Source organism: Tenacibaculum maritimum NCIMB 2154 (assembly GCF_900119795.1).
GTDB classification, from domain to species: Bacteria; Bacteroidota; Bacteroidia; order Flavobacteriales; family Flavobacteriaceae; genus Polaribacter; species Polaribacter maritimus.
Window position 1 is genome coordinate 1,761,954 of the sequence record NZ_LT634361.1, and the last position, 14,993, is coordinate 1,776,946.

Below are 14,993 nucleotides of genomic sequence, written 5' to 3' on the forward strand. Positions count from 1 at the left end.
TACTTCTAATGCGTACCCCTTTTATCTACTATCAAATCACTTCAAAATTGCAATCAGTATAAGATTGCTGTTTTTAGCAATCAATATTATTTAAATTAAATCTAAATAAATTTTGTCCTCTTACAAAAACTTCTTTCTTTTGTAACTACTTATATATAATCTAAATAAAAATTAAAGAAATGAAAAAAGTACTAGGATTATCTTTACTACTTACATCTGCAACATTTATAAATTGTGCTGATGATGACCCTATAGATCCCGCAACAGTAATTGAAGCTTCTAAAACTGAATTTGTTGCCAATTATGTAAACATTGTAGAAGCTAGTTATGACGATGCTTTAGCAAAGGCAAAAGACTTAAAAACAGCTATTGATGCCTTTACGAAAGCGCCAGATGCAACCAAATTTCAAAAAGCAAAAGAGGCTTGGCTAGATTCTCGTGAGCCCTATGGACAAACAGAGGCATATCGTTTTTATGATGGTCCTATTGACGGAGCTAATGGAGAGCCAGAAGGTTATATCAACGCTTGGCCATTGGATGAGGGATTAATTGATTATGTTACGGCAGGTACTAGTGGGAGTACAAAAAATTTAATTAATGATACCTCTTTTAATTTAACAAAAACAAGTATCAAAGAATTATCTGGAAATAATAATAATGAATCTAATGTTACTATTGGTTACCATGCTATTGAGTTTTTATTATGGGGGCAAGATAGTACTGCTCCTTCTGAGAAAAAAGCAGGGCAACGTGCCTATACCGATTACACTACCGCTGCGAATGCTGATAGAAGAAAACAATACTTACAGCTAGCTGCTGAGATATTAGTAGATGACTTAGAATCTGTTGTAAAACAATGGAAACCTGGAGCAGCATATAGAAAACAATTCTTAGCCCTATCTAAAAATGATGCCATTGATAAAATTTTAACGGGTGCTGCTAAATTGAGTAAAGGTGAATTAGCTGGAGAAAGAATGGCTACTGCTGTTGAAAAACAAGATCAAGAAGAAGAGCATTCTTGTTTTTCGGATAATACACATAGAGATATTTACCTAAATGCTCTATCTATCAACAATATTATTCATGGAACCTACAAAAGAATCGACGGATCTACCGTTACTGGTTTTTCTTTATTAGATCTTTTATTGTTAGTGAATGCTACAGAATCTGCAACATTAAAAACTACATCTGAAGTTGTGATGACTAAAGTAAAAGCTATTTCTGATGCTAAATTCTTTGATTATCAAATTATAGGAGAGGCTCTTGATAATAATACCAAGCCTGTAATGGCTACTGTTTTTAGTTTGAGAAAACAAGGAGACCAATTGGCACAAAGCGGTAAAACAATTACTGGTAAAATAATTGATGCTAGCGTAGAGTAAATATCACTACATCTTCATCAAATAATGAAACACCAAACTGCTTTTTAGTAGTTTGGTGTTCTGTAATAAAAATATAACAATGACAAAGTTTTTAGCTCCATTATTAATAGCCTCTATTTTCTTTTCTTGTAGTAATAAGGAGACTTATATTCCTACTAATATTGCCACTTATGAAAAAGATGAAGAATTACTAGCAGGAAAACTAACTACTCGTATATTAGGTTCAAATGCTTTTGATCAAGCTGTTCCTGGCCTGCCTGATCAAACGGATTTACTTTTTTTTGTTGGAAATTCTTTATTTCGCCAAAACTGGGTAAGTGCTCCTGCTTCTACAACTGCCAGAGATGGCTTGGGGCCTACTTTTAATGCTAGGGCTTGCTCTTCTTGTCATAATAAAGATGGAAGAGGAACCCCTCTTCAAGTAGGACAGCAATTTTCTGCGGGGTTTTTAATGAGAATTAGTTTGAATGGTAATAATCCTCATGGTGAACCTATCCCTGTTCCTAACTACGGTAATCAAATCCAAGAACACGCTAATTTAGGAATTCCTTATGAAGCCAAAGTAACGGTAAAGTTTGAAACAATTAAAGGAAGCTTTGCTGATGGAGAAACGTATGAATTAAAAAAGCCTATTTATACCATCATTGATGAACAATTTGGGACGTTGCAAAATGTATTGACTTCTCCTAGAGTTGGGCAACAAGTAATTGGTTTAGGCTTAGTAGATGCCATTGCGAATGAAGCGATTCTCGCTAATACAGATGAATTTGACCTTGATGATGACGGTATTTCTGGAAAAGCCAACTATGTTTGGGATGTTCTTAAAAAAGAAACTGTTTTAGGAAGGTTTGGCTGGAAAGCAAACGCTCCTAACTTACAACAGCAAGTTGCTGGGGCTTTTAGTGGAGATATGGGGCTTACCACTTCTTTATTTCCTAATGAAAATTGCCCATCTCCTCAACAAGATTGCCAAAATGCTCCTAATGGAGGAGCTCCAGAAATAACAGATAGAGCGCTGAAACAAATCATGATTTATTCTTCTTCTTTATCTGTTCCTATTCGACGAAATTTTAAAAATGAGAACGTCCTTAGAGGTAAACAACTATTTAGAGAAATGAAATGTGCTAGCTGCCATATTGAAACATTTACAACTTCTGATAAATATCCTATAAACCCTACTTTAACGAATGTAAAAATTAGACCCTATTCCGATTTTTTATTACATGATATGGGAGCTGATCTAGCTGACAATAGACCTGATTTCTTAGCCAATGGTAAAGAATGGCGCACACAACCTCTATGGGGTATTGGAATGATTGAAGAAGTAAATGGCCACACTTTTTTATTACACGATGGTAGGGCTAGAAATATTGAAGAAGCAATTCTTTGGCATGGTGGAGAAGCTCATAAAGCCAAAGAATCTTATAAAAAATTAAAGAGAGATGACCGATTAGCAGTACTGGCTTTTATTAATTCCTTATAATAACATGATACATAAAAATTTAACTTTATTATTAATTATTTTTCTTTTTACTGCTTGTAGTGATGACACAGTAACCCAATCATTCGATCTCAAGCAATTAAGAAATAACTTTATTAAAAACATTGAAACACCAAGCACTAATAAACTTCTTCAAAATATTGAGCTTCTAAATAAAGAGATTACTGCTTTTTCTATGGAGGCAAACAGACAAAATTTAGAAAAACTTCAAAGCACATGGAAACTGACTGCCATTGCTTTTAGTGGAAATGAAATATTAAACATTGGAGCAATTAAGGCCTCTGGAATTCATAATGCTTTTTATAGTTGGAACGCAAATGAAGAAGGTATTAATAATTATATAAACTCTTCAAACGTTATTTCAGGCACTACCATCAATACTTTGCCTACAAATTTTCGTGGGCTGAGCGCTATTGAGTTTTTAATTTTTGACGCTTCCTTCACTGAAACCCTAGCTTCTTTTAGTAATCAAAGACGGGTTCAATACTTAAAAATGCTAGGTGAAAATCTACTACAAAAAGCCATTTCTTTAAATAAAATATGGAAAAACTATCGCGCTGTTTTTATTTCTAATAACACTACTGGAATTGATGGTGGAATTAATATAGTTATAAACCAAATAAATGCTTCACTAGAAAATATAAAACGGTTTAAAATAGGAGAGCCTGCTGGTATAGAAAGAACTACCTTCGTAGATATTAATAAGCTTCAAGCTGAAAAAAGTGCCTCTTCTATAGCACTTATAAAAAAGAATATAAATACCATTAAGGAAATTTACTTTGGAAAAACAGAGGGATTAGCTGACTATGTTAGCTTTATTACAAAGAATAACGATTTAAATATTAAAATTGGAAAGCAATTTGAACTCATTGAAAACAGTATTACTAAACTAAATTCAAAAGCATTAAAAGATGTGCTTCTTAGTAATCCTAATGACGTAAAAGAGCTATATGATACTATTAAATCCTTAATCATACTTATCAAAGCCGATCTTGCTAGTGCGCTATCAATTACTATTACCTTTACCGATAATGATGGCGATTAAACTAGTTTTAAACGTTAGCTTTTAACTATAAAAGCAGTGCTTTTTTCTTATAGAAATTTAAATGAATTAAACGCTCAAAAAAATTATAAGCTAAATTCCAATGTTACATAATAACTTCTAGGAGCTGACGGTATAATACCTGGTCCTGGATATCCTGTAGCTCTTCTTGTAAAGTAATTTTCATTTAATAAATTATTTATACCTGTTTCCAATTTCCATCTTTTATATGAATATGAAAAAGATGCGTCTAAAATTGAATATGCTGGTATGCTACCTACTAACCCTTCTCTACTACTACCTACTTGTACTGTTTCTCCATTGGTAGCATCTGTAAACTGTTTAGATAAATGCGTATATTGAACGCTTCCTAAGAAGTTCTTATAACCAAACTTAACTCCTGTTTTAAAATTCATTAATGGAATAAATTCTACTTTCTTCCCTACCACACTACGCTCTTTAGATTTGGTATATTCAGATGCAGTCACCGCTATATTGGTAAATAGATTTAAAACAACTTCGTCATTAGCACTATGAAATACTGATAATAAATTCCAATCTATAAAACTTTCTACACCATAAATAAATGCTTCCCCGATATTATCTCTTACTCTATCCCCTTTATTGGGGCCTGTAGAAACTAAAGTTACTCCTATACGATCTTTATAAAATAATCCGTAGGCTCCTACATCATAAGATAAAAAGTTATTCCATCTACCTCTTAATCCAATATCTGCTGTAGCTCCTTTTTCATCTCCTATATTTTCCCCTACCAAAAATGATGGATTTACCGTTCTAATATCATTAAAGGTAACCGAGCGATAATTTTGAGATATATTTCCATATAATTCAAAACTAGCTGATGGTTTATAACTAACTCCTATTCCTAACAATGCAAAACTTCTTTCCTTCACTTTATTTTCTATTGCTGTACTAATTCCTCCAGGTAATGCATTTCCTGCTCCATCTCTTAAAACTCTAGAATATTCACCATTAGCACTAGTTTTTATATATTCCAAACGAATTCCCGGCGTTAACGTGAAACTCTCTGATATTTTAAAGATATTTTCTCCAAAAATTGCTACATTTTCGTTAGGAAATTTAAAGAAAGAGCTATTATAATCCTCTTTATCTACAAATTTAAAATCAGCATCACTATCTCTGGAACCCGCTCCTTGCTTTTCATCATTATTCGCTCGGTAATACTTGGCTCCTACTAGAAATATACTTTTTTTATTTCCGAGGGTATAATTTGATAAAAAGCGCGTTTCTATTCCCCAGTTTTTATAATTCCCTATGATTAAATCTCTAAAATCATATACTCCATTCTCTGTTTCATCAGGTGCTGAAACTGGATTTAATCCAATAAATTTATAGTTTCCTCTATACCCTAAAGCTTTTCTTGAAGCGCTTAATCCAAAAAGATTAAAACTCAACCTTGTGGTTTCTGTAAAATTATGCTCGAGCTTTAACGCCCATAGATTCCAATCTATATCAAACCAATTTCTGCTTCGTAAACTTTGCAACGGATTTTGATTGAACTGGCTATCTGTAAGCCCTCCAGGTTGTTTTGCTAAATAATTTAAATGTGTAAATTCTGCTATGAATGTAGTTTTATTTGATATTTTATGATCTACGTGAGCATATATATTTTTTGAATTAAATGCAGAATTAGGTCTAAAACCATCTCCTTCCTTAAAATTAAAATACCCATAATATCCTGTTTTTCCTACTGTTCCTCCTACACTTGTAAAACTATTAAACAAACCAAATGATCCAATTGATTGACGCGTTATCAATTCAAACCCTTCATTTCTATTGGGGCCTTTAAATTTAAAGTTTAGCAAACCTCCAAATTGGGTTCCATATTGCAAAGAGGCAGCTCCTCTTATAATTTGTATTTCTTTTAAAGCCTCTCCTGGAGGTGTATAATAACTTTCTGGGTATCCTAATACATCGGCACTGATATCATAACCATTCTGTCTTGTGTTAAAATTGGAAGTTCTATTAGGATCCAATCCTCTCCCTCCAATATTTAATTGCAACCCTGCATCATCATTTTCGTAAATATTCAAACCCACAACTTGGCTATATATTTGACGTGCATTATTGGCAGCCTTATTTCCTATAGATTGATCTACTAATACAACCTCTGTTTTTTTTCCTGCAAAAATTGCTGTCCCTTCTACTTCTTTTAATCTCTTAAGTGTAAAAGCTTTTCTTTTTCGTTGATTTATAACTACTTCTGATAGCTCTTCTTCTAATGCTTCTAATACAATATTTAGCTGTAAGTTTTTATTCGTTATCGCTATGTTTTTTTCATTTATTTTAAAATAATATGAGAAGAACACAATTTTATGTTTCCCTGATTTTAAAGAAGTGATTTTATAACTTCCTTGGAGATCAGATTTTGCTAAAATTCCTCCAGAAGCACTATAAACTTCAACTCCTTTAATAGCATTCCCTTGACTATCTACTACTTTTCCATAAATAGTGTGCTGAGCAAGTAAATTTTGCAGTGAAAAAAGTAGCATTATAATAATGCTATAATCCTTTAATTTTAATTTCATGATTAAATGGTATAATCCAATTTTTGTGTTTAAAACTATCTTTCTCTTGGTATAAGTTTACTGTTGCATCTATAAATTGTGAACTCAATCTCCCGTTAAGAGTTACGAAACTTTCTACATAAACCTCTGGTTTTTTTATTCCCTTGTCTTTAAAAGTATCTCCTAAAAAATGAGCAAATTCTAAAATGAAATCAGGCTGGAAACTCATTTGCTTTTCTTGTAAAATGGTTAGATAATCTCTATTATTTATATAGAAATATTTACCAGTATCAGCATCCACTATTTTAAAATCAGCTATTCCTGCCTTTTCCATAAGCATTACTCTCCAAGAAAAACGAAATCCTTCTTCTGTCCAAAATAACTCTCCTGGGTATGCTAGATATCTAAAAGGAAAAAGTAATTGAAACGTAAAAAAGACAGCAAATATTTTTACTGCTATTTGTTGTTTTACCGAGTATGTTAATATTTTTCCATTGTCAAAATTAGCCTTAGAAGTTCTTATCAATTTAGCTATAAAGGCTATGATTTTATGATGAAAACTGGGTGTAAAAAACAGCAAAGTGTTTACTATCATTATAAAGGGAAACATTCCTATTGGAAATAATATTCTTGTAAATACATGAAATATTACTACCATAAAAAAAGCAAACAGCCTTGTTCTTTTATATAATAATAAAAAAGGAATGGTCAAATCATATAAGGTTCCTCCCCAACTCATTGCAAAATGAAACCAAGTTTTAGGCATCAAGCTTCCTACTATTGGCAAATCATATTGCACAGGTAACCATATACTTAGAGGAGAAGCTCTAAATAACCAATCAGAGTTTAACTTTGCTAAACCCGCATAAAAATACACTATTCCTAGCATTAATTTTAATACATCTACGGTATATTGGGGTACTTTTTGATAAGATAACTTAGAATTTAATTTTGCATCTATTGAAAAATAGGCACTTGCTGGTAAAAAGATTAGCATAAAACTAACCAAACTTATAAAATAATAATGATTCAAATAAGTTGTTTTATCCATTAATTCTATATAGGTAAAACTCAAAAAGAAAATAACTATGGCTACTCTATATTTATAACCAATAGTTATTAATAACGCTGCCAAAGCACAAATAACAAATAGCAAGTAGGTATAACTTCCTAAAGGTTTTACCCACTCAAAACCAAAATAAGAGAAATGAAACTTTGGATTGACATACAATGATTCAATCCATCCATGATACCAAAAACGTAGCATGCTTGCAAACATCATGATACCAAAAAAAATACGGAAAACAGCCAAAGAAGCTGCTTCCGTAGTTTTTTCTAAATAGTTTCGTATTTGACGACTAATCGCCATCGTTATCTTCAATTGTAATTTTTATACTCATTGCACTTGCCATATCAACCTTTAAGTCTTTTACTAAAAGTTGTAACTTATCAAATGCCAATGTCATTTTCGTATTATCCGTATTTATCTGGCGCACAAAATTAGCATCTAAAACATCTATCGCGCTTCTTACATCAGTAATCTTAGTATTGATTGCTGCAATTAAATCCTCTCTCTTTAAAAATTGTAAGTATGCCTTTAAACTTTTACCTGTAGTATTGCCATCATATGTTTTTCCATTAAAAAAGTCTTCTGTGGCATCAAAAGCTGCCTCTAATAATACTTTAGAAATATCTTTTTTGTAATAAGCTTCTGCATTTCTTGGAATAGGAGTTCCTGTTCTTACCCCTGAAGGAAATGAAATTTTCTTTTCTCTAACTTCTCTTTCAAAGAAAGAAACCACATAAAAGTTAACTAACTTATCTACACTACTTGTTATAGAAGAACCATCATTTTCTATAAACAAATTCTTAAATTCTCCATTCCAATCTGCTAGAACCTCTTTAGCTAAAAGGTCTATTCTTATTACCAAATCATTCAAATACTTTTTGTATTTAGCAGCATCAACTCCTGTATAAAATGCGATGATACTAGCATCATCTGATGCTACCCCATTTATCATATAATCTAAAGCAGGAAATCCTTGTTCATCATATTCATTCTGAGAAGTTAAATCATAATTTCCTGAAGTAATATTCAATGTTAAATCTTCAATATTTGTAGGAAAAGTATTCATATTACTAACCATATTCAAAGTTTCTGCCTTTCCTATTTGAAATATTGAAACTTTTTGCCAAACCATATAAGCCGTTTTCCAACTTGTTCTTAGGGTTAATAAATTAGCTTGATTTGGCGTTACTGCAAAATTATTTGCAGCATCTTTTAAATTTTCTGTTTTCTCAGCAAAGTCTGTATAACCTGGTACAATTAAATTGTTCGCCCAATGCGTTAACATCTCTTTTCTGTCAAACCCGTCTCCTACTTCTAAGCTATTATCAGAACTAGAGCTACACGCATATAGTATTATTATCGAAATAATGGAAAGTAAACTAACTTTTTTAAACATATTATTACTATTTATTCTAAATAAAGATGTGCAAATATATAAAAAAGTAGCCGATAAATCGGCTACTTTTTTTATATATCTGTTTTAAAATAGACTAGTTATTAGCATCTTTAGCTTCTGCTACAGTAAATTTAAACGCTGCTGCAATTTCTTTTGAAATTGTATCCAATGTTTCTGGAGTTACATCCCAAAATCCATCTCCTTTCATTAAAGTTGTTAAATAACCTTTAACCTTTGTCTTGTCTAAATGCGGGTTTCCTGATGCATTACGAGCAAAACGTAAGCTATATACAAACCCATATCCTTCAGATAAATCATGAAAAGCTGCTGTTTTATCTGTAGCTAACTTTTCTTTACCAGCTTGTAAATAATAAACAGCTCTAATTGCAATCACTTTAGATATAGCCTCTCTAATAATTTCAGCTTGTGTATTTCGCACTTCATAATTTTTAGCTACAATTGCTGCTCTACCTAATTTAAAAGCGTCATATATTTTTTTAGCTATTCCTTTAAAGCTAGGATCTTTTTCTACTCTACTTAAGTATTTATTTAAGAAGTTATCAGCTCCTAGAACTGGTTTTTCTGGGTTTTCTTCGGTACCATATAAGTATCCAAAAGCTTCATCCCATTTATGCTCCATTTTAGTATAGCTCTTCCCTGACTCTAATACTTCTGAATCATTATTCGCTTTATTTTCTCCAGCATCAAGAACATCCATACTTAAATAGTTATTTAAAATTTGATCAGCCATTAAAGCCCCTATCAATGATTTCCCAAAAGCTTGATCTAGCTCTAACCCTTTGGCATTCACATAACGATAAGAAGCTGGGTTAGAATTTAGTTTTTGCAATCTACCTGCATTCCCTTTTGATGCATCTGCATTCCACTTTGGAAATACAACATCTACTTGCGAATTCATCCAGCCATCAAAATCGGCTAATAATTCATTTCTTTCTGTTAAGTTCGCTTTGAAGTAATCTTGAGATGCCGCTACCTTTTCACGTACTTTTTTTCCTGATGTATTTAATGCCGCTTCTGTAAATCCGGTACCATCTTTAAACATCTCCATTAAACCTGCTTTAGTACTAGAAGTTTTTTTCAGTCCTGCAACAATCTCTGCCGACATCTTAATTCTAGCTGTTTGACCAGAAAAACTAACTGTAGTATTTTTATTTCTCTCAAACTTATATGTAGGAGGTGCTGTTACATTATTAATTGGTGTATCATCATCACTAGAGCATGAAGTGAACACTAAAGCTGAAATAGCTAATGCTGAAAGAATTACTCTTTTCATTTTTATTTAGATTTAATTTTAATAAAATTCACAACAAAAGTAACCTAAGAATTTGAAGTTACCAAATCTATTAAGATTTATTTTAAATAAAAATAAGCGATAACATTCTCCGTCTTATTTTTTAAAATATTGTATAATAGCACTACGAATGTCATGCCCTTTTTCACCTAGTTTTGGTTGATAAACTCGAAGGATTTCTTTATTTTTTTCTGACAAAAAAGGAATATCAAAACCTTTCAATAAATAATCTGATATGGCAACCTTATATACTTTATTTTTATCTATCAATTCATTTTGAACAAACCATCTTCCCTTATTATTATCAACATTATACCTTTGTAAGTAAGCACCCGTTCCTACTGACTCAGCTCCAAAATCCAATACTTTTTTAAGTAAGCTACCTTTTAATTCAATCTTTAAGATAGCTCCCCCATAAGGCAATACTTTAAATATATCTATTGGGGTAATATTTCCTGTTAAGGTATCATCTAAACGTATAGATCCTCCATTTACCAAAGCACAATCTACCGAGTCATCAAAAGCAAAACTCATTGCTTTGGCTATGAGTTTCCCCATATTAGTTTGCTTGCTCCGTATAGGTGTATCTCTTGCATCTAAGGGAATTATAGCATTGTATATCACTTCTTCTGGATTTGCTACTAATTCTTTTATTTTATTTTTTAAAATAGCTTGCCATTTATTTACTATTTTAGCTATCTTTTTATCTGGCTGTATTTCTTTATTAATCTCTTTAAGTTCTGAATAAACATCTACTTCTTTAGTTAATTTGTTGTAAGATACTTTATGTATATAAACTGTTTTAGCATTTGCATCTGCTTTAGCTATGATTACCTTTCCTTCCTTATCATAACTATTTGTATGTTCATGCCCTCCCATAATTAACGGTATATTCGGCAATAGCTTTGCTATTTCTTTATCTTGATTTATTTTTACATGTGTCAAGCCAAAAACAAGATCTACCTTTCCCTTTAGCTCATTATAAGATCTTTTCGCTTCTTCAATAACATCCCCATAAGCAATGTAACTTCTAGGATTAGAAGGAATACAAACACTTATAAAACCTATTTTTACCCTTGTTCCATCTATATTTACAAATTCGCGAATAAAGGTATCTTTTACAGGGAATTTCTTACCCTTTAATATTTTACTAAAAAGTTCTTTCTTTCCCGCTTTATAATGTTTAATATTTCCAGAAATCCATTCAAAATTACTTTCATTCAAGCGTTTCTGCAAATCTTTATAACTTAAATCAAACTCGTGATTTCCAAATGCAACTAAATCAACTCCCATGTGATTCATTACATCTACCATCTGCCTCCCTCTTAATCGATTTCCTTCATACTTAACCGTTCCTAATAAAGATGGATTTAAAAAGTCTCCTGCTAAAACCATCATTGTATTGGGATTCTCTTTCAATAGTTGTTTATGTACAGTTGCTACTCTAGCCATTCCTCCATATTTTCCTCCTTGAATAGGGGCTATTTCATACACATCATTCAATTGTAAAAAATTAAATTCAATAGTGTTAGACCTCTTTTTTTTGGCTTTAACAGTTGTAAAATCCTCAGAAATTTTATTTTCTTCCTTTTTAGCTTCTACTTGCTGTAATGACACACAACTAACAAAAGATACTAAAGAAAAAAAGAATATTTTTATACCTCTTTTCATCTTATTTTATGCCCTATATAAATTTTAAGAAGGATGCTATTTTTAGTTTAAATATTTACGTATATTTCTACGTATTAAATCTCTATATATTACGAGTTTAGGGAATTGGTAGAAAAAATTAATCTTCTTTTGTGCTATTGTTTTTGGCTTAGCTATTTTATCTCTTAAAACAAAAGCAGTCCAACTTTCTACAATATCCTCTTCTGGACTTTCCGCGGCATAATCTGTTAAGAAATCAGTAAAATTCTCTTGATATAACCCATATAATTTCCGAACACAATTTTCTTCCGTAAAGCAATATTTATTTTGTATCGTATTCCATTGATTTAATAATTCCCCTTTCCAAAATTCTGCTACAAATTTGTTAATATAACTTCCCTCAAATGCTTCTCCCTCTATAGTTAAATAAGGATCATCTTCTTCTTGAATTAACTTTAAAGTAGGCTTTATTTGGGTATTATTGAGCGTTAATAAATGCCCAAATTCATGTATTAAGGTATATACCGATTCTTTTAATCTTCTCTTATTCTTTGATTTAAAATCAACATCAACAATATCTATTACCAATTGCCATTTTGTATTATTTTTATTCAAAGCCCCTAAAGCACCTGTTTTTTCATCAAGTCCGTCAGAAATTAAAACAAGCTTTTTGATATATTTGCGTGTTATACTTTTAGGAAAAATATCATAAAATATCTTCCAATGGTAAGCTGCTAATTCACTTTCTTTTCTTCCATCTTTAATAAGGACACCTCTTTTTATATCCCATGCTCCAATTCTCTCATTAGTATCATTAGTATAACTCGATGTTAAAAAAAATAAAAAAAATGTAATAATTTTAAACTTCATTATTCTTTAAAATACTTCCAGAGCCTTATTATATGCACTCTCAAAGCTCATTGGTTTTATATTGGTTTCTGCTTTCATTGCTGTAAAATAAGACAGCAACTTCTCTGTGGGCATATTTCCCGTTAATTCATCTTTTGCCATAGGGCAACCTCCATAACCTTTAATAGCTCCATCAAACCTACGGCAACCTGCCTTATAAGCACTATCTACTTTCTCATGCCATTTTAAAGGTGTTGTATGTAAATGTGCTCCAAACTCTATTTGAGGGTATTTTGGAATTAAGTTCGAAAACAAATAGTGAATGCTTTCCGGGGTTGAACTACCAACAGTATCTGACAAAGATACTATTTTTACTCCCATATTCGAAAGTTTTTCGGTCCACTCTGCTACAATTCCTACATTCCAAGGATCTCCATATGGGTTTCCAAACCCCATGGATAAATAGGTTACAACTTGCTTATTTTTTCTATTTGCGATAGCTAAAATCTCTTTCAAAGTTTCAATAGATTGAGCAATTGTCTTATGCGTATTTCTCATTTGAAAATTTTCTGATATAGAAAAAGGATATCCTAAGTAATTTATTTCTTCAAATTGAGACGCATCATTTGCTCCTCTTACATTAGCAACTATTGCTAATAATTTACTTTCAGTTCTCTCCAAATCTAACTGTGATAAAACAGCTGCAGTATCCTTCATTTGTGGAATTGCTTTTGGAGATACAAAACTCCCAAAATCAATTGTATCAAACCCTACTTTTAGTAAAGAATTGATATATCTCACTTTTGCTTCTGTTGAAATAAAACGATCTTTAATTCCTTGCATTGCGTCTCTCGGACATTCTATGATTTTAACTCTTTCAATCATTACGCCAAATATAATAGATATTTTATCACTTTAAAGGCTATTTTACTTCTTTATCAATAATTTTTTGATAAGTTCCTTATAAACCTCCGTTTATTAAATAATTCTTTTTGAATACTTCCAAATACGTATTCTTTTTTTAAGTAATTTTCATATTTAGTCTTAACTAAATATAAAATTAGATAAGTCTAAAATAATATTTATATTTGCACTAAAAAAACAACAAAACAATTAAAGAATGACAATCTCTAAACAACTCCCTTTATTACCATATAAAAGAAACGATTTAGCTCCTTTTATTACTGAAGAAACACTTAATTATCATTACGGGAAACACCATATGAATTATCTTAATAATTTAAATAAACTAATAGAAGACACTCCTCTTACTAACCTAAGCTTAGAGCAACTTATCTTGAAGTCTTTTAAAGAAAAAAACTTTAGCTTATTTAATAATGCTGCCCAACATTGGAACCATAGTTTTTTCTGGGAATGCCTTTCTCCTAACGGTGGAAAACTTCCATTTGGAAAAATTGCCAAACTCATTGATAGGGATTTTGGGAATTTTGAAAATTTTAAAAACTTATTTTCAGAAACAGCTATAAAACTATTTGGTTGTGGATGGGCTTGGCTTGCTCTAAATAAAGAAGGTGTTTTGGAGATTATTCCTATGAAAGATGCTCATACTCCACTCACTGAAAACAAAAAACCTATATTAACATTAGATGTTTGGGAGCATGCTTATTATATTGATTATAGAAATGGTAGACCTAAATTTGTAGAAGGTTTTTGGGAAGTAATTAATTGGAAGTTTGCTAATCAAAATCTTAAATAACAATGAGCGATACTTGTATAAGGAAAATAGAAAGTTACTGGAAAAATAAGACTACAGTTTCTAATGAATTATTCCAAAAAGGTAAATTTAAAGATGCTTTACTCGGCTATAAAAATGCATTATATCGCGTAGAAGTTCTTAACAAAAACTATTCTGATTGCATTCGTATAGGCATTCCATTGATTCAAATTTTTATGATTTCTTGTAATAATATTGCAAATACGTATCTGGAGTTACAGCAAATAGACAACGCTGAAAACATATTAAAAAGAGCTATTTATTATCTAATTTATACCACAAGAAATGAAGATATCAATAAAGAAGAAATATACACTGAACTTAGAAAAGCTAGCATAAATTATTTCCATTTTGCTAAACAATATGATAGTGTAATAAAAGAACAGGTGCTCAAAGACTTAGATCACTTTTTTTTAAAGGACACCCCTTCTTCTCTTCAATAGCAATTATCTTAGCTACAAAAAATGCAGAAAAAACTGGTTTGTTTTTCTGCATTTTATTTCACATA

The 14,993-nt window shown here is 31.3% G+C and carries 12 protein-coding genes; 5 read left to right on the forward strand and 7 right to left on the reverse strand.

All coding sequences use genetic code 11. The features are described 5' to 3' along the window. Window positions 1-179: 179 nt before the first annotated feature. From MARIT_RS07925 to MARIT_RS07935, 3 genes are all read left to right on the forward strand, one after another. Window positions 180-1,382 carry an imelysin family protein gene (locus MARIT_RS07925; RefSeq protein WP_100211223.1) on the forward strand — a complete coding sequence of 401 codons (1,203 nt, stop codon included), beginning with the start codon at window positions 180-182 and terminating at the stop codon, window positions 1,380-1,382. 79 nt (window positions 1,383-1,461) lie between these two features. Then, complete coding sequence (locus tag MARIT_RS07930) at window positions 1,462-2,865, forward strand: di-heme oxidoreductase family protein (protein WP_100211224.1); 1,404 nt, start codon at window positions 1,462-1,464, stop codon at window positions 2,863-2,865. Between the two features lie 4 nt (window positions 2,866-2,869). Beyond that, the gene (locus MARIT_RS07935) at window positions 2,870-3,928 is read left to right on the forward strand and encodes an imelysin family protein (protein ID WP_100211225.1); all 1,059 of its coding nucleotides are present in this window, start codon (window positions 2,870-2,872) and stop codon (window positions 3,926-3,928) included. Window positions 3,929-4,011: 83 nt separating this feature from the next. On the opposite strand, the gene MARIT_RS07940 is transcribed toward MARIT_RS07935, so the two are convergent. The 7 genes from MARIT_RS07940 to MARIT_RS07970 all read right to left on the reverse strand — a co-directional run bounded on the left by MARIT_RS07940 (window position 4,012) and on the right by MARIT_RS07970 (window position 13,632). Then, window positions 4,012-6,495 carry a TonB-dependent receptor domain-containing protein gene (locus tag MARIT_RS07940; RefSeq protein WP_231975094.1) on the reverse strand — a complete coding sequence of 828 codons (2,484 nt, stop codon included), beginning with the start codon at window positions 6,493-6,495 and terminating at the stop codon, window positions 4,012-4,014. Beyond that, window positions 6,470-7,843, reverse strand: coding sequence for an HTTM domain-containing protein (locus tag MARIT_RS07945; RefSeq protein ID WP_100211226.1), 1,374 nt, complete (start codon window positions 7,841-7,843; stop codon window positions 6,470-6,472). Before MARIT_RS07945 ends, MARIT_RS07940 begins: the two co-directional genes overlap by 26 nt. Next, a complete protein-coding gene (locus MARIT_RS07950; protein ID WP_024740484.1) occupies window positions 7,833-8,939 on the reverse strand; it encodes an imelysin family protein in 1,107 nt (368 codons plus the stop codon). Before MARIT_RS07950 ends, MARIT_RS07945 begins: the two co-directional genes overlap by 11 nt. A 94-nt stretch (window positions 8,940-9,033) precedes the next feature. Next, window positions 9,034-10,233 carry a DUF4856 domain-containing protein gene (locus MARIT_RS07955; RefSeq protein ID WP_024740485.1) on the reverse strand — a complete coding sequence of 400 codons (1,200 nt, stop codon included), beginning with the start codon at window positions 10,231-10,233 and terminating at the stop codon, window positions 9,034-9,036. A 114-nt stretch (window positions 10,234-10,347) separates the two neighbouring features. Further along, window positions 10,348-11,922: a bifunctional metallophosphatase/5'-nucleotidase gene (locus MARIT_RS07960; protein WP_100211227.1), complete on the reverse strand. Its 1,575-nt coding sequence runs from the start codon at window positions 11,920-11,922 to the stop codon at window positions 10,348-10,350. A gap of 42 nt (window positions 11,923-11,964) precedes the next feature. Beyond that, on the reverse strand, window positions 11,965-12,771 hold the full coding sequence (locus tag MARIT_RS07965) for a hypothetical protein (protein WP_024740487.1): 807 nt from the start codon (window positions 12,769-12,771) through the stop codon (window positions 11,965-11,967). 6 nt (window positions 12,772-12,777) lie between these two features. Next, a complete protein-coding gene (locus tag MARIT_RS07970) occupies window positions 12,778-13,632 on the reverse strand; it encodes a hydroxymethylglutaryl-CoA lyase (RefSeq protein WP_162288621.1) in 855 nt (284 codons plus the stop codon). Window positions 13,633-13,870: 238 nt separating this feature from the next. Here MARIT_RS07970 and MARIT_RS07975 point away from each other — a divergent pair, with 238 nt between their 5' ends. Together MARIT_RS07975 and MARIT_RS07980 are read left to right on the forward strand one after the other, a co-directional pair. After that, on the forward strand, window positions 13,871-14,467 hold the full coding sequence (locus MARIT_RS07975) for a superoxide dismutase (protein ID WP_100211229.1): 597 nt from the start codon (window positions 13,871-13,873) through the stop codon (window positions 14,465-14,467). A gap of 2 nt (window positions 14,468-14,469) precedes the next feature. Beyond that, window positions 14,470-14,928 carry a tetratricopeptide repeat protein gene (locus tag MARIT_RS07980; protein ID WP_100211230.1) on the forward strand — a complete coding sequence of 153 codons (459 nt, stop codon included), beginning with the start codon at window positions 14,470-14,472 and terminating at the stop codon, window positions 14,926-14,928. The last annotated feature ends 65 nt before the right edge of the window (window positions 14,929-14,993 follow it).

Excerpts from the sequence above, each read along its gene's own strand:
- MARIT_RS07925 (WP_100211223.1), top strand. The coding sequence starts at position 180 with ATGAAAAAAGTACTAGGATTATCTTTACTACTTACATCTGCAACATTT.
- MARIT_RS07975 (WP_100211229.1), top strand. The coding sequence starts at position 13,871 with ATGACAATCTCTAAACAACTCCCTTTATTACCATATAAAAGAAACGAT.
- MARIT_RS07935 (WP_100211225.1), top strand. The coding sequence starts at position 2,870 with ATGATACATAAAAATTTAACTTTATTATTAATTATTTTTCTTTTTACT.
- MARIT_RS07960 (WP_100211227.1), bottom strand. The coding sequence starts at position 11,922 with ATGAAAAGAGGTATAAAAATATTCTTTTTTTCTTTAGTATCTTTTGTT.
- MARIT_RS07980 (WP_100211230.1), top strand. The coding sequence starts at position 14,470 with ATGAGCGATACTTGTATAAGGAAAATAGAAAGTTACTGGAAAAATAAG.
- MARIT_RS07955 (WP_024740485.1), bottom strand. The coding sequence starts at position 10,233 with ATGAAAAGAGTAATTCTTTCAGCATTAGCTATTTCAGCTTTAGTGTTC.
- MARIT_RS07950 (WP_024740484.1), bottom strand. The coding sequence starts at position 8,939 with ATGTTTAAAAAAGTTAGTTTACTTTCCATTATTTCGATAATAATACTA.
- MARIT_RS07930 (WP_100211224.1), top strand. The coding sequence starts at position 1,462 with ATGACAAAGTTTTTAGCTCCATTATTAATAGCCTCTATTTTCTTTTCT.
- MARIT_RS07965 (WP_024740487.1), bottom strand. The coding sequence starts at position 12,771 with ATGAAGTTTAAAATTATTACATTTTTTTTATTTTTTTTAACATCGAGT.
- MARIT_RS07940 (WP_231975094.1), bottom strand. The coding sequence starts at position 6,495 with ATGAAATTAAAATTAAAGGATTATAGCATTATTATAATGCTACTTTTT.
- MARIT_RS07945 (WP_100211226.1), bottom strand. The coding sequence starts at position 7,843 with ATGGCGATTAGTCGTCAAATACGAAACTATTTAGAAAAAACTACGGAA.